Below are 23836 nucleotides of genomic sequence, written 5' to 3'. Positions count from 1 at the left end.
TCCTATGGCTACTCTGCGTGCTCGGCAGAGGTCACAATTAGCGGCGTGCCAATCACTGAACAGCCCATCACCAATTCATGTCCGGCGTCAATCCCCAGCAAATCCTCGAGTCGCTCGTCGCGGATGGCCGCGGTGAAGGTCATACCGAGCCCCAGCGCGGCGGCTAGCAGGTAAAAGGTTTGGCTGAGGTGGCCGACATCGAGGTGCACCATGCGATATGTACGCGCGGTGGAATATTTCCACGTGCTTCGCGCGAGCACACAGGTGAAGAACACCAGACACCCGCTGTCGGCCACCCAGTCCTGGTCGCCGAGCAGGTCCACGAGCGCGGCCGGCGGCTGCGGTGGACCGACCAGCTCGAGTTCGTCGCGCCGGGTGTTCAGGTGGTACAGCCCGGGGTCGAGCCCGGCGACCCGGTGCGCGTGCACGTAGATCTCCGTCGGGTGCCGCCCGCCGCCGGACGCGGAGGTCTTGAAGGCGGTCTGGGTCGGCTCGTCGAGCCCGGTGATCCCGCCACCCCAGCGCAGCAGCGCGCTGATCGCCTCGAACGACACCGGGTCCCCGCTGAACTGGCGCGAACTTCGCCGATGGGACAGCACATCCAGGAAGTCGGAGCGAGCCCAGGATGTCGTTGGCACGTCAGCCAGCGGGACCCGGTGTGTTGTCGGCAGTTCCCGGCACACGGCGGGCGGCGGCTCGTGGTCGAGGCGGTCGCGCAACCGTTCCTGATCGGCCGTGGGGCTGAGGAACGGCTGATCGCGCAGGTGGCGGGTCTCGGTGTGGAACAGCGCCGCCATCCGGCCCCAGCTGTGCCACGCGGTCTCCTGGGTGTCCTCGACGCGGTGGCGTTCGGACTCCCAGGCGATGAGGATGTTGACCGCCCGCAGCTGCTCGGTGATCGCGACCAGGGCATCGACATGGTCGTCGTCACGGGCGTGCTTGCGGATCTGGCTCAGCGGTTGCCAAGTGGTGAAGCAGCGCAGCACGACATCCGCGTCCTCGCCGATGGCGAACCGTCGGTGTGCCAGTGTGTCGTGCCAGATCAACTGACCAGCATGCCACAGCAACGCACCGTAGGACGAGATGCGCAGTCGTGGCTCGTCCACGAGCTGGTCAGCTGGGCCGGTGGTGGCTAGTCGGTGTCCGATGGCCGTTCGGCCCAGGCAGTCATAATCTCCGCGGGCTGGTAGTCGTCGGATAACTCGGTGACAACACTGTCGACGGACATGGTGTTCATCGCACCCTCCTCATGCCAGGCATAGTCCGCGCTAAGGGTAGCGCAACCAAGTCACCGCAACGTTGCGAGCCGATCGTTAGTGCGTATCGGCCGCACCGACCACCGACGGCCGGTGCCAACAGGTAAAAAGCCGGTGGCCCAAGTTTGCCGGACCCTTACCACTGCGCGCGCCGGGCGGATTATCCTACGGGAACCAACAGCATCGGTATGTGCGCACTGGGTAGCCGGGGGCGTCGCCCGGTCGCTGTCAGCGACAGACCAGGGAAAGTGGGGGCGGCGGTGAGGTGCCTGTAATCGAATTCCGCTTGCTGGGACCGATCGCCGTTCTGCGGGCTGGCCAGCCCGTGCACGTTCCCGCTGGCAGCCAGCAGGTCGCACTGGCCTGTCTGTTGCTGCGCGCCAACCATGTCGTGTCGGTCAACGAGCTGGTCGAGTGGCTGTGGGAGGACGACCCGCCGAGCGACGCCTGGGAGAGCGCCAAGACCTACGTCCGCCGATTACGCCGGACGCTGGCGACCCCGGGCCTGATCGTGGCGTTACCGGACGGGTTCCGCCTCAGCGTGCCGGACGACACGGTGGATCTGGCGCGGTTCCGCCGGTTGTTGCAGGAAGCCGAGACCGTGCGCGGCGCCGAGCGGTTGACCAGGCTCGACCAGGCACTCGCGCTGTGGGGCGACGAACCGCTGGCGAGCCTGCCGCCGAGCACGGCCAAGTCGCGGGCCGTGCACGCGCTGGTCGAGGAGTACGGCCAGGCCGTCGAGGAACGCGCCGACGCCTGCCTTGGCCTGGGGCGTCATGCCGAGCTGGTCACCGATCTGCGCGCGATCACCGCGCGTTTTCCCGAGCGCGAGCGCGTGTGGTCACAGCTGATGATGGCGCTGTACCGCTCCGGCAAGCGGGTGGAGGCGCTCGCGACCTATCGACGGGCGCGCGCCTATCTGGCCGACGAGTTCGGCGTCGACCCGGGGGCCGAGCTCGAACGCACCCACCACGGGGTGCTCACCGACTCCCTCGACGAGCCAGGCAACGGCCACGCCGAAGCGATCGCCTCCGCCCTGGTCCACCTCACGCCGGCCCAGCTGCCGGCCGACATCGGCGACTTCGTCGGGCGGGCGAGCGAGCTGACCACCGCGCGCTCGGTGTTGATCACCCCGTCCGGTGCGGGCGCGCCGGTACTGGTCGTCAGCGGTATGCCGGGGGTCGGCAAGAGCGCGTTCGCGGTCAAGCTCGCGCACGAGATCCGCACCCGGTTCCCCGACGGGCAGCTGTTCATCGACCTGCACGGCTACTCCGAGCACATGCCGTTGAGCCCGGAGCGGGTGCTCAGCCGCATCCTGCCCGCGCTCGGCCTGCCATCCACCCAGGTGCCGACCGACCTCGAGGACCTCACCAACACCTATCGCAGCCTGGTCGCCGATCGCCGCATCCTGCTGGTACTGGACAACGCGGCGAACGCCCAGCAGGTGCACAACCTGATCCCGGCCGCGCCCGAGTCCGCGGTGCTGATCACCAGCCGGTCGCAGATGCCGAGCCTGGCGGCGCTGACCGGCGCGCGCCTGCTGCCGCTGGCGCCGCTGTCGGCGGACGACTCGGCCCGGCTGGTGCGCGACATCCTGGCCGGGGCGCCGAAGCCGGCGGACACCGACGTCGGGCAGATCATCGAGCTGTGCGGGTATCTTCCGCTGGCGATGCGCGTCGCGGCGACCGCCTACCTGCACAGCACGCGGCCGCTACCCGAGTTCATCACCGAGCTGGAACAGCACGACCGGCTCTCCGCGCTGACCATCGCCGATGACCCGAGGGCCACGGTGCGGGCGGTGTTCGACCTGTCGTACCGGACGTTGAGCGCGCCGGCGGCGCGGTTGTTCCGGCTGTTGAGTCTGGTGCCTGGGCCGGACTTCTGTCGCAGCTGCGCCCATCACGTGGCCGACATCGCGCCGGGGCGGGCCGATCTGTTGCTCGGTGAGCTGCGGGCGGCCAGCCTGATCCACGCCAGCCGGCCGCGGCACTACCGGTTCCACGATCTGGTGCGCTTATATGCCCACGACCGGTGCGTCACCGAGGATGACCACGACGAGCTGGACTCCGCGCTGTCGCGGTTGTACAGCTATTACGTCACCACCGCCGACCAGGCCGCCGACCGGCTGTATCCGACCTGGATCCGCCTACCCCGCACCCATCCCACGATCGTGACATCCGAACATCCGCCGATCGTGTCGAACGCCGCGCAGTGGATGGGCGACGAAGCGCCCAACCTGATCGCGACGATCCGCTACACGGCCGAGTACGGGCCGATGGAGATCGCCTGGTACCTGTCCGAGTCGTTGCGCCCGTACGTGGTCACGCACGGCGAGTACCGCATCGAGGCGCTCGGGGCGTTCGAGATCGCGTTACGGGCGGCCACGAGCACGGAGAACCGGCGGGCGAAGGCCGCCATGCACTCGTCGTTCTCGTCGGTGTATGTGCGCGTTCGGGATATTCAGCGTGCGCTCCCGCACATCAGGGCCGAGTTGAGCCAGTACCTCGAACTGGGGTTCGCCGAAGGGGAGACTCGCGCGCGCATCGGCCTTGGGGACGCGCTGGCGACGCAGGGGTACCTGCAGGACGCGGCCGACCAGATCAGCGAGGCGCTGCGGATCGCCGAACGCCACGGATTCACCGCGCTCCAGTTGCTGGCGCTGCTGAACTTCAGCGTCCTCGAGGAGTGGCGGGACCAGCTCGACGTCGCCAAGAAGTACGTGCTGTCCGCGTTCGACCTGATCGACGCCAATTCCAGCAACTCGGCCAAAGGCGCGGCCCATGCCACGCTGGGCATGATCATGATCCGCCGAGGAGAGTTCACCGAAGCCATCGAGCAACACCTGATAGCTCTCGACTGCTACCGGCAGAACGGCGACCAGCACTACGAGTCAGAGGCGCTTCGCGGTTTGGCGCAGGCCTATTCGAAAACCGGCAACACCACCGCGTCGATCGCCCACGCGACCAAGGCACTGGCGGTAGCCGAGGACCTCGGCGACGAGTACGACATCACCGATTCCCTGATCTCCCTCGCCGGGACTTACCACGAACTCGGCCTCACCGCACAGGCGCGTTACCACGCGGATTCGGCACTCACGAACTGCGAAAAGCTGGAGTACAAGAAAGCGCACATCGAGGCGCTTCTCCAGCTGGCGTCGATAGACAAGGCCGACGGTTTGCTGGACCGCGCCGAGGAACATACCCATCGCGCCATCGAGTTCGCCCACAAAGGTGAGCTGTTACGCCTCCGCGGCGACGCCGAGATCCTGTTGGCGTGGATCACCCACGAGAAGGGCAACCACGACCAGGCCCTGCGCCACGCCAGCAACGCGTTCACCATTCACCAGAAAGTGAACTCCCCGTACGGCCAGACCCGAGCGGCGCACGTCAAGGGCCTCGCTCTGCTCGCGCAGGGACAACGGGAAGAAGCCATGCTCGAGTGGACCACGTCGTTACAGTTCTTCCAGGGCCCGGCCCCGGAAATCGACGCGATCCGCAGAGCCGTCGCCGAGATCTCCTGAAACGGTACCCGGCCGAGGCCCACCGGTTCGATGGGACCACAGCCGAGCACCGTCGTCACGCATACTGCGGCCTGCTGATCAATCCAGCAGATTTCAGTTGACCCGGACGAGTTCGAAATCGCTGAACGTCACCTCGCCGTATCCAGGGAGGAAATCCAGGACATAACCCGAGAAGCTCGTCACAACATCGCCAGAACAGGTTACTTCGCCAGGATTTGCACCATACTTCCGAAGCGGGAAGAACAAGTCTTCGGGGCGCTCGACGATCCAGTGCAATCGGTCCAGCACGATATCCACATGGGTCATCGGATGGCCGACCCCGTCGACGTCGGTCGCCACCTGAAGTGCGCCGGTGGCGTCCTGGGTGACCTCGACGGACAACGGAATGGGAGTCGACCAACTCCGGATGTGATCACCGTCGAAACTGCCGACCCACTGCTCCGCCGTGGCACCACACGCGGTCGTCGCCTGAGCAGAAATCGGCGCGACCAACAGCAGGGACACGACGGCTGTGAGCACGGATATGATCGATCTGGTTCGCAAAGGTTCTCCCTATCATTCCAGCGGAAACGAACCTTGCGATGGTTCACCGTTTGACTCGAGAATAGTTGGAGATTCAAGCATGCCGCCGGCGCCCCGTGAACTAATTTCCGTCCTGGTAACACACGATCTCACCCGGCGGGCAGGTCGACGGAATGCTGGGCAGGTCCGACGAATCGACCTTGCTGCTGTCCGGCGGGGTGTCGAAGAACTTCGCGCAGTTGGCAGTAATCGAGAACGGCCGGGGGTCCGACGAGTCAGCCACACCGATGGTTCCGGTGACCGACACCGAGTCGCCGTCGCGCGTCACCTTGGCGGTCTGCCCGTCTGTGCCCGGTTCGTACTGGAACAGGTCTGGGTCGCCGCCTTGCACGCTGATGCTGAGGGCCACCTCGTTCTGGTAGTAGTCCATCAGGAAATGCGAGACATCGGAGTCGTCGGGATCGTATGCCTCGACACTCAGGTGACCTTCGTGGTCGTAACACTTCGACTCCGCGCCGGTCAGATCGACTGGTTGGTCGTTGACCGTGACATCAATGGTCGTGACCGCGGGCTGGTTGTCCTCGCCCGCGGGCTGGCCCGCCGAGTCGGTTGCCGCACGATCGGAGCACCCACTCACGATCAACGCGAGCACCGCGCCAACACCGACCACAACGCTACGTCGAATGATCACCTGAAATGCCCCTCATGATCGTGCCCACACCGGCTCACCAGCACGTTATCAAGATCAGGCGGGTCCCCAGGGCCGATTGCGACAAGCCCTGGGGATCCCGTTGGCGACCGCGGGTCAGCTTGCCGCCGCGGCGGCGATCTTCTGGACGATCAGTGGTTGGCCGTCCTGGGACTTCACCGTCGGGTTCACCGAGTAGGCGAGCTTTCGTTCCAGGCCCCGGGTCGCGAAGATGCCGCTCGCGTACCCGTGGCGACTGCCGGTCTTGCCCCAGACAGTCACGCCGTTCACCGTGAGGCGCTGCAGGCCCTGGCTGTAGGACGCCGGGCCGCTGCCGTCGAACATGGGCACATCCGGAATCGTGAAGAGCCTGGTCATCATCGCTTTGCCCAGCAGCCGGCCGCGGAACAGCCCGGTGATGAACCGGTCAAGGTCCGCTGCCGTGGAGATGATCGCGCCCGCGGTGCCCGGGATCGACTGGTTCATCTCGGTCACGTCGACGAGGTCGCCGTCCACGTCGAGATAGCCGCGAGCGGCCGGGTTGGGCAGGCGTGGGTCGTCGCCCGGGTAGTAGGTGTGGCGCAGGTGCAGCGGGCCGGTGATCCGGTCGCGCAGGTTGCGTGCGTAGGACCGGCCGGTCACCTTCTCGATGATCATGCCGGCGGTGACGTAGGCGGTGTTCGTGTACTTCTGCGCGGTGCCTGGCTGGAAGTCGATCGGGTGTCGCAGGGCGGTGTCCACCACCTGCCGCGGGCTCCAGTGCTCGAAGCGGTGGTCGAGAATCCACTGCGGGTCGTAGAGGCCGGGGATGTCCACCGACGGCAGGCCGGAGGTGTGGTCGAGCAGCGTGTACACCGGGACCGGCGGGTAGTCGGCCGGAAGCAGGCCGGGCAGGAAGCGCTGCACGGGCTGGTCGAGGTCGATCCGGTGCTCCTGCGCGAGTTGCAACACCATGACGGCGGTGTAGACCTTGGTGGTGCTGCCGGTCCGGAAGTACCCGTCCGGCCGGACCGGGGCACCGGTGCGGAGGTCGGCGACGCCGGCGGTGCCGGACCAGTCACCCGCCGAGCCGGTGATCCGGACGAGTGCGCCGGTCGTCTCCTGGTTGGGCAGGCCCGAGATCGCGGCGGTCAGCGCGGCATCGTTGGGCGGCGGGAGAGCGGCCGCCGCGGCGGCGGGCGACGCGACGACGACGGCAGCAGCAGCGACTGCGACAATGGCGATTCTCATGTCACACAGCATGTCCACCCGCGACACCCGGGACATCAGGGAATTACCCGCTCTTCGAAGACCAGGGACACCCCGACTCGCTATGACAGCACTGGCCCTTAACCAGCGGGTTCGGGTTCGAGCCCCCACGCGGGCCGCCCGATCCGGCGAACAGCCGTCGCCAACTACGGTGCCATGGTGCTGTGACTGGATACGTTCGCCGGATGCCAGGCCGCTGCGGCGATGAGCGCACGACGCGAACCTATTCCAGTCACGGCACTAGCGAGAGCTTCAACTGGCCAGCTTGCAGTGACCTGGGAGAACACGGCATCCTGAGGGAGAATCTGCAGACCCGAGGCACGAGTGGAGAGATATTCACCCACCCGGCGCACATCCCGACGCCACCAGGCCGAGGACGGACTTATGAGCAACAACGTAGGCACCAAGACCGTCGAATCGGGCGGCTCAGGACAGGACAAGATTGAGACCAGCCTGATCGCCGCAAAACAAGGGGACCAGGACGGGCTAGATATACTGATAAGAGAGCTCACTCCGGTGGTTTGGCACGTCGCGCGCGCCAACGGGTTGGACCGCATTGCCGCAGCAGACGTCGCCCAGACCGTCTGGCTTAGCATGCTAAGGAACATCGATCGACTAAATGAGCCACGCGCACTAGCCGGTTGGCTGATCGTCACAACTCGGCGAGAGGCAAACAGGTATCATTCCATTCAGATAGAGTTCAACACCATTGCGACCGTCACGACTACAGTAATCGAACCATCAACGGATCCATCCGAGCGCAATATGTCAATATTGTGGTCCGCGTTCCTCAGATTGCCGCATCGATGCCAAGAACTTCTACGGCTGACCGTGCTCGCGGAGCGAGCGGAGTACCGAGCCGTTGCCGCGGCACTGCACATGCCGCACGGCAGTATCGGCCCAACCCGAGAGCGATGTTTGAACCAATTCCGCGCGCTCTACCAGGGAGAACTCGACGCGGCAACCAAGGGCAACGTACCTTCTGACATATCAGAACTTGAATTTCTACTTGATGACGAACCTCCGCCACCAACACCGTCGGCCGAGTGGCATCTCATTTCGGCTAATCACACCTTTCCGGTCAGCATCTACCTACATAACGAGACTGCCCATCAGGGCGTTGAGAGCGCGATTGAGATCCTGCTGAACCTTGCCGGAACCGATGTGGTCGAGCGAGACGATCCTGTCCTCGGCTCGTGGTTCCGACACATGCGAGCACGGGTACGTGACTCACAACTCGCCGGAGAAGTCGTTGCTGTCGCGGCACACGCGGCCGACGTTCGCGGCGTGCTCGCCCACGACGCAGCGGTAACCGCCACTCTCATGCAGAATCTCGGTCCGTTGTTGACCGCACTGGATTCGACAAAAGACGCAGTCATCAGAGTTGGCGCACTATTGATCGTCAAAGCGGACTGGGTGGTCGCCGTGCATCAATTGACGTCGGTTCAGCAACTCAGACTCGACCACCAACCACGCCTGCTCACGTCACCGGGAGACATCCTGCACGCACTCGATCTCACGCACAACCCACCTTCCGCCACATACCCGAACAACGGTGTATCGCCTGCTCATAAACCCGGAAAGTCCAGCTGTGTTGACCTTGAGGGCAAATCCGCACGGCTCGCGGAGAGCATCGACAACATCAGCGAATAAGAACTCGAGACCGGATGGCGAAGCCCCGACACCCAATGACCAGGTTTGCGATCTTGTACCGATCGTTTCCCCTGGTCAGAGCTGGTGGGGCCGAAGGGAGTCGAACCCTCACTGGCTGGAACCTAAATCCAGTGCCTCTGCCGTTGGGCTACGGCCCCGGGCGCCGGGGGCGCCGCACACAGAGTATCCAGGTCCACCCGCCGTTCGGCCCCCGACATCGTCGTCCTTGTCCGTTAGGATCCGACTACAAGCAGTGGCGAACGAACCGGTCGGGGACTGATCTGCGTGCGATTGCGATTATTGCTGGTAGTACTGCTCTTCGGGTCCGCCATCGCGGCGACCCCGGCAAGCGCCGCCGACCGCTCTGAGCAGGACTTATCGACGCAACGACAGTTGCTCTACCCCGGTGGCGCCGCCTATCCCCGCGTCATCCGGCTCGAACACAGTGGCCCCGCCAACGGCCGGATCTTCGCCACCGTCGGCAGTGTGGCCAACGGCGACTCCGTCGGCGTGATCCTCGAGAGCCTCGACGACGGCGCCACCTTCCAGCACATCGCCAACATCCCGGACCCGGCGGGCGCCGACGGGCAGGGCATGTGCTGCGGCACCCTCTACGAGTTACCGGCGCCGATCGGCGACATGCCAGCCGGCACCCTGTTATGGGCCACCACCGCCGGCTACCGCGTTCCGGCCGACCAGCGCGCCACCACCCAGCGTCTCTGGGAGAGCCGCGACCTCGGCCGCACCTGGACCTTCCGCTCCACCATCGCCACCTCGGCCAACCAGTACAACGCCTGGGAGCCCGAGCTGTCCGTCACCGCGGACGGGCAGCTCGCCGTCTTCTACGCCGACGAGACGGACAAGCCCAACCACGACCAGAAGATCGTTCAGGTTCGCTCCAGCGACGGCCTCACCTGGTCGGCACCCATCGACACCGTCAAGAACAGCGACTTCTTCGTTCGGCCTGGGATGCCTGGGGTTCGGCGGCTCGCTGACGGCTCTTACTTCCTCGTCTACGAGGTCTGCAACCTGGACGAGCCGTTGTGCAGCACCTACTTCCGAAGGTCACAGAACGGGTGGGATTTCGGTAACCCACTCGACCTCGGTACTGGCGTCCGCACCGCCGATGGCAAGTATCCTCGACACACGCCGACCATCACGGTCAGTCCGACCGGCTCGATCCTGTTGGCCAGCGAGATGCTCGTCAACGCCGACGGCAGCCACGCACCCGGCAACGGGAAGACCATCCTGGTCAACGATCTCGCCGGGGACGGCCCGTGGCGGGAGATCCCCGCGCCGGTCGAGGTGCCCGACCCGAACAACGAAGCCTGCCGCAACTTCAGCCCGTCCATCCTCGCCTCGACCGACGGCGCGAGCGTCCTCCACCTCGCCACCGACACCGTCGACGGCGTCTGCAAGGCTTTCTACGCGACGGGCCCCATCCCGCCACCCTGACCACCGGAAGGAGCCATCGATGCGCACGCCCCGCAAAGCCGTGGACACGCTCGTCGACCGGTTCGAAGCGCGTGGTGTGTACGTCCCCGGCGAGGACCACAAAGCCATCTCGCCCTGGCGGGACTTCGGCTGGCTCATCGCCACCTGGTTGGTCACCGTCGCGGTCTTCGTCCTCTTCTTCGCGCTGGCGGCCTGACGCCGACGTGGCGATGATCACTTTCGGTACTCCTCTGGTCACAGCTCGGCCACGGCACGACACCAGCTCCGCGTCGACGCCAGTGCACCAGCTGCGCCAACGGAATAGTGCATTCAGTCGTACAAACCTCCCCCAGGAAGGGGTACCCCCGTGCAGATCGCCAGACTCGCGGTCGCCGCATGCGCACTGCTGGTTCTGGTCGGATGCGGGATCGGCCACTCATCAGAGAACCCCCCGTCCTCATCCAACGCCACCCCCACCGCCGCCGCGGAGCGTTCCGACTACCAGGCCACCGACGGCGTGCGCAAGTCGATCGGCGACGGCATCGTGTTGACGATCTCCCCGCCGAAGTCCTTCACCCCCACCGACACCGCCTACCCGCTGGCCGTGCGCGCGGTCGCCTTCGAGCTGACCGTCGACAACGGCGGCACGGTCGCCTACCGCCCCGCGAGCCTGTCCTTCACGGCCACGATCGACGGCGAGCCGACCAAGCAGGTGATCGACTCCACCCAGGGCTACAACGGCCCCTCCGGCGCCACCGAGGAAGTCGCCCCCGACGACTCGTTACGGATCGCGGTCGCGTTCGCCACGGCCAAGGAGCCGAGCCGGCTGCGGATCACCGTCCGGTCCGACGCCGCCACCGCCGCGCCGGTCCTGCTGTACGACGGCGTCGTGTGAAGGCGATAGCGTCGCGGACATGACCAACCAGCAGCGGCTCGCCGAGGGTGACCCCGCCCCGGACTTCCGGCTCCCGGACAGCACCGGCACCGAGGTCTCCCTCGCCGACTTCCGTGGCAAGCACGTCGTCGTCTACTTCTACCCGAGTGCGGGCACGCCGGGCTGCACCAAGCAGGCCTGCGACTTCCGCGACAACCTCGCCGAGCTCAACGACGCCGGCTTCGCCGTGGTCGGCATCTCGCCGGACAAGCCGGCCAAACTCGCCAAGTTCGTCGCCGACGAGGGCCTCACGTTCCCGCTGCTGTCCGACGAGAGCCGGTCGGTACTGACCGAGTGGGGCGCCTACGGCGAGAAGCAGAACTACGGCCGCACGGTCATGGGTGTGATTCGGTCGACCTTTGTCGTCGACCCGGACGGCAAGATCGCCACCGCGCTCTACAACGTGCGCGCGACCGGGCACGTAGCGAAACTTCGGCGCGACCTGAAGGTCTGAATATCACGAAAAGGTCGCGTTGGGCACACCGCGACAACGTGCTGACGGGTTAGCCCGTACGACCTGGGTATGCGGGAAGTTGGCGCCCGAAGAGGCCAACTTTGCTATTCGAGGCGGCGTATTGATGGCATGCGCACCTCTTCGGGCTTTCGTGTCCGCCGACTGCTCATCGCCCTGCCGTTGAGCCTGTCGGTGTCCTGTGGCGCCGTGAACGCGGCCAACCAACCAGAGCCGGCGCCGGCGGCCGCGAACGCGACGACCGCGCCGAGCGAGATCCTGCCGCCGAGCACCCGCGATCCGGCTCCCGAGACGCGGGCCGCGAACGAGATCGATCCGAAACTCCTGCTGCTGGCGGTGACCGAGGCCGAGCCGAACACCACCCTCGGCGCCGTCGTCGTCGACCGGGTGTCCGGCGAGATCCCCCTGGCGATCAACCTCAACCGCCAGTTCCGGTCGGCCTCGCTGGTCAAGCTGCTCATCGCGATCGACGTCCTCGAGCGCGGCGCGGACGCCGGGGACCGGAAGCGGCTGACCGAGATGCTCATGCGCAGCGACGACCACATCGCGAGCGCGCTCTGGGTGCAGGGCGGCGGCCAGGACATCGTCCTGCGCACGACGCGCACGCTCGGGCTGACCGACACGCTGCCGCCGGAGAACCCCGGCCAATGGGGCGAGGTACTGCTCAGCGCGGCCGACCTGGCCCGCGTCTACCACCACATCCTGAACATGCCGGCCAGCGACAGCGCCCTGATCGTCGACGCGCTGGGCAACACCGAACGCGTCGCGGCCGACGGGTTCGACCAGTACTTCGGCATCCCCAACGGGTTACCGGCGCACTGGGCGGTCAAACAGGGGTGGGGCAACAACGACACCGCCATGGTGCTGCACAGCACCGGGCTCGTGGGGCCGGACTGGCGCTACATCGTGGTGCTGTTGACCGAACACCCGCTCGACTCGAGCTGGCAGGCGTCGGCCTCGGCGGTGACCAACGCGGCGGCGGTGCTGCGGTCCCAGCTTCCCGGCGCCTAGCTTCGTTAAAGATTGACTTATATAAGTCGGCACTGTCAGACTGTCGCGGTCCACGAACACCGACGCGATCCGGAAGGACCGACAGATGCTCGATATCGCCGGCCAGCTCAAGGCCATTCACCGAGAGGTCGGCAAACGCTCGACCGAGGGCGGCGGCGAGGAGGTACGCGTCCTGCTCCGGCGCGGCTACGACACCTCGGCCGAGGACCTGTGGGACGCGCTGACCGACCCCGAACGCGTCCGGCGCTGGTTCATGCCACTCAGCGGTGACCTGCGCGCCGGCGGTAACTTCCAGCTGGAGGGCAACGCCGGCGGGGAGATCCTGACCTGCGCCCCACCCACGCTGCTCCGGGTGACCTTCGGCGGCCCGACGAGCGTGGTGGAGCTACGCCTGTCCCCCGACGGCGACGGCACACTGCTTGAACTGGAACACTCCGTGCCCATCGAGATGGCCGGCAACGGCTCCGGCGCGCTCTACGTCGGCCCAGGGTGGGACGGCGCGTTCCTCGCGCTGGCCCTCTATGTCGCCGGCGAGGTCACCGAGGACCCGGTGGCCGCCGCGAGCTCCCCGGAGGCGCAGGAGTTCTCCCGTCAGTCCATTGAGGAATGGACGGCCGTGGTCGAGGCCTCCGGCACGGCCAGCGCGGAGGAGATCGCCTCGGCCAGGCAGGTGGCGCTCGCGCAGTTCGCGCCGGATCAGCCGTGAGCCAGCGCGCGCAGGTGGGGCAGCAGTAGCTGCAACGCCCGCCCCCGGTGGGAGATCGCGTCCTTCTCCGCCGCCGACAGCTCGGCCGATGTCCGCGTCTCGCCCTCCGGGACGAAGATCGGGTCGTAGCCGAAACCGTTGGTGCCACGGGGTTCCCGGACCAGCCTGCCGGGCCACTCGCCGCGGACGATGATCTCCGTGGTGTCGGTCAGGACCAGCGCCGCCGCGCACACGAACCGCGCGGTCCGGCGCTCGTCCTGGACGTCGGTTAACTGCTCCAGCACCAGGTTCAGGTTCGCCTGGTCGTCCTTGGCCTGCCCGGCCCAGCGCGCCGACAGCACGCCGGGCATGCCGTTCAGCGCGTCCACCGCCAGCCCGGAGTCGTCGGCCACCGTCGGCAGGCCGGTCGCGGCCACCGCCTCGCGCGCCTTGGCGACCGCGTTGTCCTCGAAGGTCGTCCCGGTCTCCGGCGACTCCGGGAACATCGCCACCTCGTCCAGGCCGAGCACCTCGACCCGGGCGCCGGCGATGATCCGGCGCAGCTCGACGAGCTTCTTGGCGTTGCGGCTGGCGACCAGCAGCCGGGTCACGAGCGGACCGACTTGGGCTCCGGGAGCACACCGGGGTAGGGCTGGGCGAGCGTGGCCGCCTGCCTGGCGTTGATCTCCACGCAGCCGGCAAGCGCCAGGTCGAGCATCTTGTCCAATGTGGACCGGGTGAAGGTGGCGCCCTCACCGGTGCCCTGGACCTCGATGATCGTGCCGGCGTCGGTGGCCACCACGTTCATGTCGACCTCGGCCCGCGCGTCCTCCTCGTAGGGCAGGTCCAGCCGGACCCGGCCGTCGACCACGCCGACGCTGATCGCGGACACCGCGCACGACAACGGCTGCGGGTCGGCCAACCGGCCGGCGGCGCCCAGCCAGGTGATCGCGTCGGCCAGCGCGACATAGCCGCCGCTGATGGCCGCGGTGCGGGTACCGCCGTCGGCCTGGATGACGTCACAGTCGATCACGATCGTGTTCTCGCCGAGCGCGGCCAGGTCGATACAGGCCCGCAGGGAGCGGCCGATCAGCCGGCTGATCTCGTGCGTGCGACCGCCGATGCGGCCCTTCACCGACTCCCGGTCGCTCCTGGTGTTGGTGGACGAGGGCAGCATCGCGTACTCGGCGGTGACCCAGCCGAGGCCAGAACCCTTGCGCCAGCGAGGAACCCCCTCGGTCACGCTCGCCGCGCACAACACCCTGGTCTTGCCGAACTCGACCAGCACCGAACCGGCCGGCCATTCCTGGAATCCCCGGGTGAGCTTGATGTCCCTGAGCTGGTCGTCATTCCTGCCATCGCTACGTGCCACCGGGTCACCCTACGACTGTGGCGCGGCGCGCATTGACGGGACCGGCACCGAGGAGGAGAGTTCATCATGTGATGAAATACCGGAGGGGGCCATGGCGAGCAATGGTGAACAGCGAATACCGCGCCTGCTGAAGGTCATTCTGAAGTTCTCAGTGGCGGTCGCGTTGCTGATCGTCGCCGCGGTGAGTCTGCGTGACCGGCTGCCCGGCGCCGGCGAGGTGACCGCCGCCCTGCGCACGGCCGACCCCGGCTGGCTGGCCGCGGCCGTCCTCGCGGAACTGGTCTCCATCGGCATGTTCGCCCGCCAGCAACGCCGGCTGCTCACCGCGTTCGGCGTGCGGCTCACCCGCCACCGGGCGATAGCGCTGGCCTACGCCCGCTCCGCGATCGCGATCAGCCTGCCGGCGGGCTCCGCGCTGTCGGCCGCCTACGCGTTCGGCCAGTTCCGCACCAGCGGCGCGAGCCGGCACACCGCGGCCACGGTGATGGTCCTGTCCGGGTTGCTCTCGATGGCCGCGCTCGCCCTGCTCTACGTCACCGGCGCGCTCACCGCGGCCGGGATCGAGCTGGCGCGGGCCTGGCACGAACATCCGGTGCTGACCAGGATCACGGTCATGCTCGTGCTTGGCATGGTGGGCTTCATCGGCATGCTGGCCTGGCGGTCGATGACGTCCATGCGGATGCGCGGGCCACGACGCCCGCGCACCGTCCGCCCACGGGTGTTGGTGCCGGTGCTGGACGCGGTGGCCCGTGCCCGCGCGATTCCCGGCCGGCACTGGGCGCCCGCGGTCGGCGCGGCGCTCGCGAACTGGCTGACCGACCTGCTGTGCCTGTTCGCCGCCGCGCGGGCGTTCCAGCTGCCGCTCGACCCGGTCACGCTCGGCGTGGTCTACCTGACCGTGCAGCTGGTCCGGCAGGTGCCGCTCACGCCCGGCGGCATCGGGGTGATCGAGATCAGCCTGCTGGCCGGGCTGATCGCCGCCGGTGCCGGCGAGGCCGCGGCGGCGGCGACCGTGCTGGTCTACCGGCTGCTGTCGTGCTGGCTGGTCATCCCGGTCGGGCTGGCGAGCTGGCTGGGGTTGCGCAGGCCACCGCGCGGCTCAGAGCTCGTAGGTGGCGCCCTGGACGACCAGCTCGGCCGGCCCGGTGTACTCGGCCATGGCCTCGGCGAACACCGCGGCCGCGTCGGTCCACGGCGGGACGTGGGTGACCAGCAGCCTGCCCACCCCGGCGTCCTGGGCGAGCCGACCGGCCTGGGTGCCGGACAGGTGTAGGTCGGCGGGACGGTTCTCGGCGTGGGTCCAGGAGGCCTCGGCGAGCAGCACGTCGGCGCCGGCGGCCAGCTCGGCCAGCGTGCTGGACGGGCCGGTGTCACCGGTGTAGACCAGCGACCTGCCCTCGTGGGTGATCCGGAAACTGTAGGCCTCGCACGGATGCGCCGCCTTGATCATGTCCACTTGGAACGGTCCAATGTGGACAGTACGGCCGCCGAGGGAGTGGAAGTCGAACACGTCGGCGAGGTCGGTGACCGCCTGGTCGGCCTGGTCCGGGCAGTAGGCGGCGACGAACCGGGACGGGGCCTCGCTCGGCGCGTACACCGGCAGCCGGTGCGTGCGCGGGTCCTTCGGCGGCGCCGGATGGTAGCGGCGCACCACGGTCAGCGCGGTGAAGTCGGCGCAGTGATCGGGGTGCAGATGGGAGAACAGCAGGGCGTCCAGGTCGAACGGGTCGCGGCTGGCCTGCAGCTCGGCCAACGTGCCGTTGCCGAGTTCGATGCCGAGCAGGAAGTCGTCGGTCTCAAGCAGATAACCGGATGCGGGGGCGCGCGGCCCCGGGGTGCTGCCGGAGCAGCCGAGGACGAACAGCTTCACGCGGCACACTCTGGCATACCGAAGGACATCCCGGGAGTCAGCCGGCGCTGACCGGGGCAAACGCACCGAGCTCCGGGCCGAGGAATCTCCTGGCGAGCCGGGCGAACGGCTCGGCCGGCCCGGTGGCGACCAGCTCGTGGCGCGGCTCGGCGTTGTCGGCCAACAGGTCCCGTTCGGTCAGCACGCGCACGACGTCCTTGGCGGTCTCCTCCGCGCTGGACACCAGCGTGACGTCGTTGCCCATGACGATCTGTAGCACCCCGGTCAGCAGGGGGTAGTGGGTGCAGCCGAGCACGACCGTGTCGACGTCGGCCTGCTGCAACGGCTCGAGGTAGGCCTGGGCGAGGCCGAGGATCTGGCGGCCGGAGGTGATGCCGCGCTCCACGAAGTCCACGAACCGCGGGCAGGCGACGCTGGTGAGCTGGATGTGCGGGGCGGCGGCGAAGGCGTCCTCGTAGGCGCGGGAGCGGATGGTGCCGGCGGTGCCGATCACGCCGACCCGGCCGCTGCGGGTACTGGCGACCGCGCGCCGCACGGCCGGCACGACGACCTCGACCACGGGGATGTCGTAGCGCTCGCGGGCGTCGCGCAGGCAGGCGGCGGAGGCGGTGTTGCAGGCGAGCACGAGCAGCTTCACCCCGTCGGCGACGAGTTCGTCGGCGATGGCCAGGGCGTGCCGGCGGACCTCGGCGATCGGCAGCGGGCCGTAGGGGCCGTTGGCGGTGTCGCCGACGTAGCGCAGGCGTTCGGCCGGTAGCTGGTAGGCGATCGCGCGGGCGACCGTCAGGCCGCCGACGCCGGAGTCGAAGACACCGATGGGGGCGCCTTCTTCCTGTTCGCTACCGAGACCAGCCATGCCGTCAGGATGCCACCCAACGCGCCGAAGAGGTGACCCTGCCAGGAGATGCCCGGGTTGCCCGGCAGCACGCCGAGCAGCGTGCTCCCCCAGTACAGGAACAGCACGACGGCGACCGCGAGCTGGCCGACACTGCGCGTGAACAGGCCGCGGACCAGCAGGAAGGCGAGCCAGCCGAAGGCGATGCCGGACGCGCCGACGGTGATGCCCTCCCCGCCGGTGAGCCAGACGCCGACGCCGCTGGTGAGCCAGATCGTGGCCGTGACCACGATCCACTGGCCGAGGCCGCCGGCCATGACCAGGAAGCCGAACACCAGGATCGGCACCGTGTTGGCGAACAGGTGCGACCAGCCGTGGTGCAGCAGCGGGGCGAACAGGATCCCGTCCAGGCCGCCGACGGTGCGCGGCTGGATGCCGAAGGTGTCGAGGTCGGCGGGGAGCAGCGCGTCGATGGTCTCGATGAGGTAGAGCAGGACGGTGAACGCCCCGACGACGATCGCGGCCTGGGGGAGGTTCGGCGGCAGGACCGGGTTAGCGGACTTGGGCTTGACCGGCAGCGTGTTCACACCTTCGAGGCTACGTGTGCCGGCACGGCCACGGCTCAGGGTTTACCCGGAGATCGCGGGGTCAGGCCCAGAGGTGGCCGTCGAGGCGTTCGGCCGCTTCGTCGAGGGAACCGGCGTAGGCGCCGGTGGACAGGTACTTCCAGCCGGCGTCGGCGACCAGGAAGACCACATCGGCCGGGGTGTTGGCGGTGACGGCCTTGTCGGCGACGGTGAGGGCGGCGTGCAGGATGGCGCCGGTGGAGATGCCGGCGAAGATGCCCTCGGTCTCCAGCAGCTGGCGGGTGCGCCGCAGGGCGTCGTAGGAGCCGACGGAGTAGCGGCCGGTCAGCACCTCGGGGTCGTAGAGCTCGGGGACGAAGCCCTCGTCGAGGTTGCGCAGGCCGTAGACCAGCTCCCCGTAGCGGGGCTCGGCGGCCACGATCTGCACGTCCGGCTTGTGTTCGCGCAGGTAGCGGCCGGCGCCGACGAGCGTGCCGGTGGTGCCGAGGCCCGCCACGAAGTGGGTGATGGTCGGCAGGTCGGCCAGGATCTCCGGGCCGGTGCCGTGGTAGTGCGCGCCCGCGTTGTTCGGGTTGCCGTACTGGTAGAGCATGACCCAGTCCGGGTTCTGCTTGGCCAGCTCCTTGGCCCGCCGCACGGCCTCATTCGACCCGCCGGCGGCCGGCGAGTTGACGATGCGCGCGCCGTAGGCCTTGAGCAGCATCCGGCGTTCCTCGGAGGTGTTCTCCGGCATCACGCACACCAGGCCGTAGCCCTTGAGCTTGGCGGCCATGGCCAGTGAGATGCCGGTGTTGCCCGAGGTCGGCTCGAGGATGGTCGCGCCGGCGCGCAGCGTGCCGTCCTGTTCGGCGGCCTCGATCATCCGCAGCGCCACCCGGTCCTTGACCGAGCCGGTCGGGTTGCGGTCCTCCAGCTTGGCCCACAGCCGCACGTCGGCCGACGGCGAGAGCCGGGGCAGGCCGACGAGCGGGGTGTTGCCCAGGGCGTCCAGCAGCGAGTCGTACCGCGCCATGGCTGAGGTCAGCCGCCGGCGACGGCCGGCAGGATCGTCACGTTGTCACCGTCGGCGATCGCGGCGTCCAGTCCGCCGGCGAACCGCACGTCCTCGTCGTTGACGTACACGTTGACGAACCGGTGCAGCGCGCCCTCCTTGACCAGGCGGGCCTTGAGGCCGCCGTGGTTGGTGTCGAGGTTGTCGATCACCTCGGCCAGGGTGCTGCCGCTCACCGACACCTGCTTCTCGCCGCCGGTGTGGGTGCGCAGGATCGTCGGGATGGAGACGGTGACGGCCATGTGCTGCTTACCTCCGCTGCTGGGACTACTACCTGGAAGACGTTTTCCGGCCCGCCGGTATTTCAGGTGGGCACGATCTCCACCGGCTCCTCGGTGACCTCGCCGTCGAGGATGCGGTAGGACCGCAGCTCGTGCTGGTCGGGGTCGCGGGTGCCGATGAGGATGTAGTGCGGGGGCGCGAGGAGCTGCGCGTACTCGCCGGCGCGGGCGATGTCGGTGCGCGAGGGGTAGGGCTCGGTGGCGGTGTGTGAGTGGTAGATCACCACCGGCTCCTCGTCCTTGCCGCTCAGCTCCCGGTACACCGCGTTCCACTCAGTGGAATCGAACTGGTAGTACGTGGGCGAGCGGGCCGCGTTGGTCATCTCGACGATGCGCTGGGGCTCGTCGGAGCTCTCCGGCCCGGCGAGGATGCCGCAGGCCTCGTCCGGGTGGTCACGGCGCGCGTGCGCGACCATCGCCGCCACCAGGTCCTCGCGTATCCGAAGCACGGCACCAATCTTAGGTCCTGGACGCCAGGCTCCCATTGGCTGAGATAGTCGGGGACGTGGAGGGGAATGCCCCGAATGCCTCATTCGGGACGCTCAATGCCCTGAATGAGGCATTCAGGGCGTTGGCGGAGGCCAGGCGTCTCGGTAGGCGGGCAGGGCGGCCAGGGAGGTCGCCGACAGCACGCCGTGCACCACGGCTCGGGCGAACACCTCGGCCGCCGCCGCGCACAGGCGGTCCAGGCCGGCGGCGCGGGCGAGCTGGCCGAACGGCGCGTCCACGGCCACCAGCGGGCGGGTGCCGGTCGCCGCGGCGAACACGGTGTCGCCGTCGAACATCGAGTGTGCCGGGCGGATCGCCCTGGCCAGGCCGTCCTGGGCGGCGACCGCGATCCGTCGGCACTCGGTCTTGGTCAGCTCGGCGTCCACCGCGACCACGCCGACGGTCGTGTTCAGGTCCGCGCGCCCGACCACTGGGAAGTCGCCGGCACGGTCCGGCCAGCTGACCGCGAACTCGCCGGCGACCTCGTGGTCGGCGGCCCACGGCCGCCCGGTGGCCACGTCCACCGCCTCGCCGGCGGCGTTCACCACCGCCAGCGCGCCGACGGTGAACCCGTCCACCTCGACGCTCGCCGTGCCGACCCCGCCCTTGAGCGAGCCGACCCGCGCGCCGGTGCCGGCACCGACACAACCCTGCGCGACCGGCCCGGACGCGGCCGCCGAACAGGCCAGATAGCCGAACTCGGCGGTCGGCCGGTTGCCCCAGTCCGACCGGGGCAGGTCGAAGATCACCGCCCCCGGCACGATCGGCACCACCTCGTGCTCGTGCTCGCCGACCCGCATGCCCCGGCCGCGCTCGCCCAGCCAGCGCATCACCCCGTCGGCGGCCGCCAGCCCGTAGGCCGAGCCACCCGACAGACACACCGCGTCGATCTGTTGCACCAGGTTCTCCGGCACCAGCAGGTCGGTCTCCCTGGTGCCCGGCGCGCCGCCCCGGCCGTCGACCGCCCCGGCACTGCCCGGCGGCAGCAACACGACGGTCGTGCCGGTGGCCCAGCCGTCACCGATGCGCTGATGGTGTCCGACCTCGACGCCGACGACGTCGGTGATCGCGTTGTGCATCAGTCATCCGTGTCGGACAGCGCGAGCACCAGGTGTTCCTGCAGCCAGGTCAGCCACTGGTAGACGCCCAGATGCGGGCTGCGCGGGTCGTCCTCCGGCAGCTCCTCGGGCATGTCCTCGGTGACCCCGAGCGTGGTCCCCAGCGCCAGCCGGACGTCGTTCACCGCGGACAGCCACGCGTCGGCCTGCTCCAGCGAGAGCTTGATCAGCCCACCGTCGGGCGGGCAGGTGTCCAGCACGACCCCGGCCACGCCGGTCTTGAGGTCCAGCAGCTCCGGCTCGTGCAGCGAGCGCAGCGCCGCCGCCGAGTCCCGTTCCTCCTTCGACGGCTCGGCGCCGTCGCGCTCGCCACCGTCCATCCGGTGGAAGTCGGGCAGCAGCCGGGACAGGATCGGGTCCTCGGGCGCGGTGGTGGCGCCGGTGCGGATGCCGGTCAGCTCGGACAGCTCGTCCTGGGGCGTGTCCGCCAGCCGGCCGCGCAACATGCTGTCGATCTGGGTCACCAGGCCACGCAGCACGGTCGACTCGCGCCGGTCGATCCTGGAGGTGACGGTGTCCCCCACCCGCTCCCAGGGGATCACGACTCGTGCTGCATGGTCGCCCACAGCCCGGCCGCGTGCAGCTTCGCCACGTCGCCCTCCACTTTTTCCTTCGAGCCGGACGACACGAGCGCCCTGCCCTTGTGGTGCACGTCGAGCATCAGCTTGGTGGCCTGCTCTCTGGAGTACCCGAACAGCTTCTGGAACACGTAGGTCACATAGGACATGAGGTTGACCGGGTCGTTCCACACGATGGTCTGCCACGGCTTGTCCTCGGCCGCGGTCTCCGACCCGACCGGTTCGACCTGTGTCTGTTCCTGTTCGACAGGCAGTGATGTACGCACAGCCATCCCGACCGACATACCCTCCATGGTGGCATGTCTAGGCTGACCGTTCATGACCGGATCCGGTATGAGCACGGCCCTGCTCACCGACCACTACGAACTGACGATGGTGGCCGCCGCGCTGGCCGCGGGCACCGCCGACCGACGCTGTGTCTTCGAGACCTTCGCCCGCAGGCTGCCCGCAGGCCGGCGCTACGGGATCGTCGGCGGCACGGCCAGGGTCGTCGAGGCGATCAGTCGGTTCACCTTCGGTGACGACGAGCTACGGGAGCTCGCCGACCGCGAGGTGGTCGACCCCGCGACCCTCGACTGGCTGGCCGACTACCGGTTCACCGGCGACGTCGACGGCTACCCGGAGGGCGAGCTGTACTTCCCCGGCTCCCCGCTGTTCACCGTGCGCGGCACGTTCGCCGAGGCGGTGCTGCTGGAGACGCTGGTGCTGTCGATCCTCAACCACGACAGCGCCATCGTGTCCGCGGGCGCGCGGATGGTGAGCGCGGCCAACGGGCGGCCGATCATCGAGATGGGCGGCCGGCGCACCCACGAGCGGGCGGCCGTCGGCGCGGCCCGCGCGGCCTACCTCGCCGGCTTCTCGACCACCTCCAACCTGGAGGCCGGGCGCGCCTATGGCATCCCGACCTCCGGCACGTGCGCGCACGCGTTCACCCTGCTGCACGACTCCGAGCGGGACGCGTTCGCCGCGCAGGTCGCCCGGTTCGGCAAGGAGACCACGCTGCTGGTGGACACCTACGACATCACCGCCGGCATCGAGACCGCGATCTCGGTGGCCGGCCCCGAGCTGGGCGCGATCCGGATCGACTCCGGCGACGTCGGCGTGCTGGCCAGGCAGGCCCGCGCGCAGCTGGACGCGCTCGGTGCGCGCGGCACCCGGATCGTGGTGTCCGGCGACCTCGACGAGTACGCGATCGCGGCGCTGCGGGCCGAGCCGGTGGACGCCTACGGGGTGGGCACGTCCCTGGTCACCGGTTCGGGGTCGCCGACGGCCGGCATGGTCTACAAACTGGTGGAGGTGGACGGCCGACCGGTGGCCAAGCGCAGTTCGCACAAGGAGTCACGGGCCGGCCACAAGGCGGCACTGCGCCGGCACAAGCCGACCGGGACGGCGCTGGAGGAGGTCGTGTACGTGATCGCGGACGGCATGCCGGCGGTCGGCGAGCACGACCGGGAGCTCGTGGTGCCGATGCTGCGCGCCGGCCGGCCCGTCGGCCGGCCGCCGACCCTGGACGAGAGCCGCAGACGGGTGCGGGACGGGCTGGTCAGCCTGCCGTGGGAGGGCCTCAAGCTCTCCACCGGGGAACCGGCGATCCCGACCGTCTACCAGTGAACGGAGACACCGTGGGCAAGGCACTGATCATCGTCGACGTGCAGAACGACTTCTGTGAGGGCGGTTCACTCGCGGTCGCCGGCGGGGCCGCGGCGGCCGTCGGCATCACCGAGCTGGTCCGCTCGGCGAACTACGACCACGTGGTCGCCACCCGGGACTACCACATCGATCCCGGCGCGCACTTCAGCGACCAGCCGGATTTCGTGGACTCGTGGCCGCCGCACTGCCGGGCCGGCACCGCGGGCGCGTCGTTCCACCCGGAGCTGGACGTGTCCACAGTGGAGGCGGTGTTCTCCAAGGGCGCCTACGAGGCCGCCTACTCCGGTTTCGAGGGCGCGGACTCCGACGGCACCCCGCTGGCCGACTGGCTGCGAGCCAACGACGTGTCCGCTGTGGACATCGTGGGCGTGGCCACCGACCACTGCGTGCGGGCGACCGCGCTGGACGCCGTGCGAGCGGGGTTCACCACCACCGTGCTGCTCGACCTGACCGCGGGCGTGGCAGCCGACACCGTGGCCAGGGCGCTGCGCGAGCTGACCGCCAACGCCGTCGTGCTGACCGGCACCCCGGCGGTCGACGCGGACTGAGCCGGGTAACCCACCCGGGTCCCGGCGCGGATGC

At 68.6% G+C, this 23836-nt stretch carries 24 protein-coding genes, 1 tRNA gene and 2 pseudogenes; 11 read left to right on the top strand and 16 right to left on the bottom strand.

What is annotated here, in order from left to right; genetic code table 11:
- Positions 1 to 8: 8 nt before the first annotated feature.
- Complete coding sequence (locus tag ACYVIP_RS43040; protein ID WP_460406895.1) at positions 9 to 1106, bottom strand: SagB family peptide dehydrogenase; 1098 nt, start codon at positions 1104 to 1106, stop codon at positions 9 to 11.
- 475 nt (positions 1107 to 1581) lie between these two features.
- Between ACYVIP_RS43040 and ACYVIP_RS43035 the strand changes: the two genes are divergently transcribed.
- Entirely contained in the window at positions 1582 to 4776 is a 3195-nt protein-coding gene (locus tag ACYVIP_RS43035; protein WP_460406894.1) for an AfsR/SARP family transcriptional regulator, read from the top strand.
- A 93-nt stretch (positions 4777 to 4869) separates the two neighbouring features.
- On the opposite strand, the gene ACYVIP_RS43030 is transcribed toward ACYVIP_RS43035, so the two are convergent.
- The 3 genes from ACYVIP_RS43030 to ACYVIP_RS43020 all read right to left on the bottom strand — a co-directional run bounded on the left by ACYVIP_RS43030 (position 4870) and on the right by ACYVIP_RS43020 (position 7216).
- The gene (locus tag ACYVIP_RS43030) at positions 4870 to 5280 is read right to left on the bottom strand and encodes a hypothetical protein (protein ID WP_460406893.1); all 411 of its coding nucleotides are present in this window, start codon (positions 5278 to 5280) and stop codon (positions 4870 to 4872) included.
- Positions 5281 to 5419: 139 nt separating this feature from the next.
- A complete protein-coding gene (locus tag ACYVIP_RS43025; protein WP_460406892.1) occupies positions 5420 to 5989 on the bottom strand; it encodes a lipoprotein LpqH in 570 nt (189 codons plus the stop codon).
- A gap of 114 nt (positions 5990 to 6103) precedes the next feature.
- Entirely contained in the window at positions 6104 to 7216 is a 1113-nt protein-coding gene (locus ACYVIP_RS43020; RefSeq protein ID WP_460406891.1) for a serine hydrolase domain-containing protein, read from the bottom strand.
- Positions 7217 to 7618: 402 nt separating this feature from the next.
- Between ACYVIP_RS43020 and ACYVIP_RS43015 the strand changes: the two are divergent.
- Positions 7619 to 8185, top strand: a pseudogene (locus ACYVIP_RS43015) (RNA polymerase sigma factor); the annotation flags it as partial.
- A gap of 784 nt (positions 8186 to 8969) precedes the next feature.
- Here the strand turns inward: ACYVIP_RS43015 and ACYVIP_RS43010 are convergent.
- Positions 8970 to 9045: transfer RNA gene (locus ACYVIP_RS43010), tRNA-Leu, on the bottom strand.
- A 127-nt stretch (positions 9046 to 9172) separates the two neighbouring features.
- Between ACYVIP_RS43010 and ACYVIP_RS43005 the strand changes: the two genes are divergently transcribed.
- The 6 genes from ACYVIP_RS43005 to ACYVIP_RS42980 all read left to right on the top strand — a co-directional run bounded on the left by ACYVIP_RS43005 (position 9173) and on the right by ACYVIP_RS42980 (position 13444).
- Positions 9173 to 10342, top strand: coding sequence for a sialidase family protein (locus ACYVIP_RS43005; protein ID WP_460406890.1), 1170 nt, complete (start codon positions 9173 to 9175; stop codon positions 10340 to 10342).
- Between the two features lie 19 nt (positions 10343 to 10361).
- A complete protein-coding gene (locus tag ACYVIP_RS43000; RefSeq protein WP_460406889.1) occupies positions 10362 to 10538 on the top strand; it encodes a hypothetical protein in 177 nt (58 codons plus the stop codon).
- Between the two features lie 150 nt (positions 10539 to 10688).
- Positions 10689 to 11216: a hypothetical protein gene (locus tag ACYVIP_RS42995; RefSeq protein ID WP_460406888.1), complete on the top strand. Its 528-nt coding sequence runs from the start codon at positions 10689 to 10691 to the stop codon at positions 11214 to 11216.
- Between the two features lie 19 nt (positions 11217 to 11235).
- Positions 11236 to 11709 (top strand): thioredoxin-dependent thiol peroxidase, encoded by a 474-nt coding sequence (gene bcp / locus ACYVIP_RS42990; RefSeq protein WP_460406887.1) that lies wholly within the window; start codon positions 11236 to 11238, stop codon positions 11707 to 11709.
- Positions 11710 to 11838: 129 nt separating this feature from the next.
- Positions 11839 to 12738, top strand: a complete 900-nt coding sequence (locus tag ACYVIP_RS42985) for a serine hydrolase (RefSeq protein ID WP_460406886.1) — start codon at positions 11839 to 11841, stop codon at positions 12736 to 12738.
- An 85-nt stretch (positions 12739 to 12823) separates the two neighbouring features.
- A complete protein-coding gene (locus tag ACYVIP_RS42980) occupies positions 12824 to 13444 on the top strand; it encodes an SRPBCC family protein (protein ID WP_460406885.1) in 621 nt (206 codons plus the stop codon).
- On the opposite strand, the gene rdgB is transcribed toward ACYVIP_RS42980, so the two are convergent.
- Positions 13435 to 14034, bottom strand: a complete 600-nt coding sequence (rdgB, locus tag ACYVIP_RS42975; RefSeq protein ID WP_460406884.1) for an RdgB/HAM1 family non-canonical purine NTP pyrophosphatase — start codon at positions 14032 to 14034, stop codon at positions 13435 to 13437. The genes ACYVIP_RS42980 and rdgB overlap by 10 nt on opposite strands.
- Positions 14031 to 14795 carry a ribonuclease PH gene (rph, locus tag ACYVIP_RS42970; RefSeq protein WP_460406883.1) on the bottom strand — a complete coding sequence of 255 codons (765 nt, stop codon included), beginning with the start codon at positions 14793 to 14795 and terminating at the stop codon, positions 14031 to 14033. The genes rdgB and rph overlap by 4 nt, the downstream gene beginning before the upstream one ends.
- On the opposite strand from rph, the pseudogene ACYVIP_RS42965 reads away from it, so the two are divergent.
- A pseudogene (locus ACYVIP_RS42965) lies at positions 14752 to 15852 on the top strand (lysylphosphatidylglycerol synthase transmembrane domain-containing protein); the annotation flags it as partial. The gene rph and the pseudogene ACYVIP_RS42965 sit on opposite strands and share 44 nt — an antisense overlap.
- Before the next feature lie 42 nt (positions 15853 to 15894).
- Here ACYVIP_RS42965 and ACYVIP_RS42960 read toward each other — a convergent pair.
- The 9 genes from ACYVIP_RS42960 to clpS all read right to left on the bottom strand — a co-directional run bounded on the left by ACYVIP_RS42960 (position 15895) and on the right by clpS (position 21876).
- Complete coding sequence (locus ACYVIP_RS42960; RefSeq protein WP_460406882.1) at positions 15895 to 16665, bottom strand: MBL fold metallo-hydrolase; 771 nt, start codon at positions 16663 to 16665, stop codon at positions 15895 to 15897.
- 37 nt (positions 16666 to 16702) lie between these two features.
- Positions 16703 to 17521, bottom strand: a complete 819-nt coding sequence (gene murI, locus ACYVIP_RS42955; RefSeq protein WP_460406881.1) for a glutamate racemase — start codon at positions 17519 to 17521, stop codon at positions 16703 to 16705.
- Entirely contained in the window at positions 17449 to 18087 is a 639-nt protein-coding gene (locus ACYVIP_RS42950) for a rhomboid family intramembrane serine protease (protein ID WP_460406880.1), read from the bottom strand. The genes murI and ACYVIP_RS42950 overlap by 73 nt, the downstream gene beginning before the upstream one ends.
- Positions 18088 to 18148: 61 nt before the next feature.
- Positions 18149 to 19099: a PLP-dependent cysteine synthase family protein gene (locus ACYVIP_RS42945; RefSeq protein ID WP_460406878.1), complete on the bottom strand. Its 951-nt coding sequence runs from the start codon at positions 19097 to 19099 to the stop codon at positions 18149 to 18151.
- An 8-nt stretch (positions 19100 to 19107) separates the two neighbouring features.
- Positions 19108 to 19380 (bottom strand): MoaD/ThiS family protein, encoded by a 273-nt coding sequence (locus ACYVIP_RS42940; RefSeq protein WP_460406877.1) that lies wholly within the window; start codon positions 19378 to 19380, stop codon positions 19108 to 19110.
- A gap of 62 nt (positions 19381 to 19442) precedes the next feature.
- Positions 19443 to 19868 carry a M67 family metallopeptidase gene (locus ACYVIP_RS42935; protein ID WP_460406876.1) on the bottom strand — a complete coding sequence of 142 codons (426 nt, stop codon included), beginning with the start codon at positions 19866 to 19868 and terminating at the stop codon, positions 19443 to 19445.
- A gap of 114 nt (positions 19869 to 19982) precedes the next feature.
- Positions 19983 to 20987, bottom strand: a complete 1005-nt coding sequence (locus tag ACYVIP_RS42930) for a P1 family peptidase (protein WP_460406875.1) — start codon at positions 20985 to 20987, stop codon at positions 19983 to 19985.
- Positions 20987 to 21568 (bottom strand): DUF2017 domain-containing protein, encoded by a 582-nt coding sequence (locus ACYVIP_RS42925; protein ID WP_460406874.1) that lies wholly within the window; start codon positions 21566 to 21568, stop codon positions 20987 to 20989. Before ACYVIP_RS42925 ends, ACYVIP_RS42930 begins: the two co-directional genes overlap by 1 nt.
- Complete coding sequence (gene clpS / locus ACYVIP_RS42920; protein ID WP_460406873.1) at positions 21565 to 21876, bottom strand: ATP-dependent Clp protease adapter ClpS; 312 nt, start codon at positions 21874 to 21876, stop codon at positions 21565 to 21567. The genes ACYVIP_RS42925 and clpS overlap by 4 nt, the downstream gene beginning before the upstream one ends.
- A gap of 46 nt (positions 21877 to 21922) precedes the next feature.
- On the opposite strand from clpS, the gene ACYVIP_RS42915 reads away from it, so the two are divergent.
- Complete coding sequence (locus tag ACYVIP_RS42915; protein ID WP_460406872.1) at positions 21923 to 23215, top strand: nicotinate phosphoribosyltransferase; 1293 nt, start codon at positions 21923 to 21925, stop codon at positions 23213 to 23215.
- 11 nt (positions 23216 to 23226) lie between these two features.
- A complete protein-coding gene (locus ACYVIP_RS42910; RefSeq protein WP_460406913.1) occupies positions 23227 to 23802 on the top strand; it encodes an isochorismatase family protein in 576 nt (191 codons plus the stop codon).
- Positions 23803 to 23836: the final 34 nt, after the last annotated feature.

It is taken from the genome of Actinophytocola sediminis (assembly GCF_054779715.1).
This window is presented reverse-complemented; position numbering and strand designations above follow the sequence as displayed.

Excerpts from the sequence above, each read along its gene's own strand:
- ACYVIP_RS43020 (WP_460406891.1), bottom strand. The coding sequence starts at position 7,216 with ATGAGAATCGCCATTGTCGCAGTCGCTGCTGCTGCCGTCGTCGTCGCG.
- ACYVIP_RS43000 (WP_460406889.1), top strand. The coding sequence starts at position 10,362 with ATGCGCACGCCCCGCAAAGCCGTGGACACGCTCGTCGACCGGTTCGAA.
- bcp (WP_460406887.1), top strand. The coding sequence starts at position 11,236 with ATGACCAACCAGCAGCGGCTCGCCGAGGGTGACCCCGCCCCGGACTTC.
- ACYVIP_RS42985 (WP_460406886.1), top strand. The coding sequence starts at position 11,839 with ATGCGCACCTCTTCGGGCTTTCGTGTCCGCCGACTGCTCATCGCCCTG.
- ACYVIP_RS42980 (WP_460406885.1), top strand. The coding sequence starts at position 12,824 with ATGCTCGATATCGCCGGCCAGCTCAAGGCCATTCACCGAGAGGTCGGC.
- murI (WP_460406881.1), bottom strand. The coding sequence starts at position 17,521 with ATGGCTGGTCTCGGTAGCGAACAGGAAGAAGGCGCCCCCATCGGTGTC.
- ACYVIP_RS42945 (WP_460406878.1), bottom strand. The coding sequence starts at position 19,099 with ATGGCGCGGTACGACTCGCTGCTGGACGCCCTGGGCAACACCCCGCTC.
- ACYVIP_RS42940 (WP_460406877.1), bottom strand. The coding sequence starts at position 19,380 with ATGGCCGTCACCGTCTCCATCCCGACGATCCTGCGCACCCACACCGGC.
- ACYVIP_RS42930 (WP_460406875.1), bottom strand. The coding sequence starts at position 20,987 with ATGCACAACGCGATCACCGACGTCGTCGGCGTCGAGGTCGGACACCAT.
- clpS (WP_460406873.1), bottom strand. The coding sequence starts at position 21,876 with ATGGCTGTGCGTACATCACTGCCTGTCGAACAGGAACAGACACAGGTC.
- ACYVIP_RS42915 (WP_460406872.1), top strand. The coding sequence starts at position 21,923 with ATGACCGGATCCGGTATGAGCACGGCCCTGCTCACCGACCACTACGAA.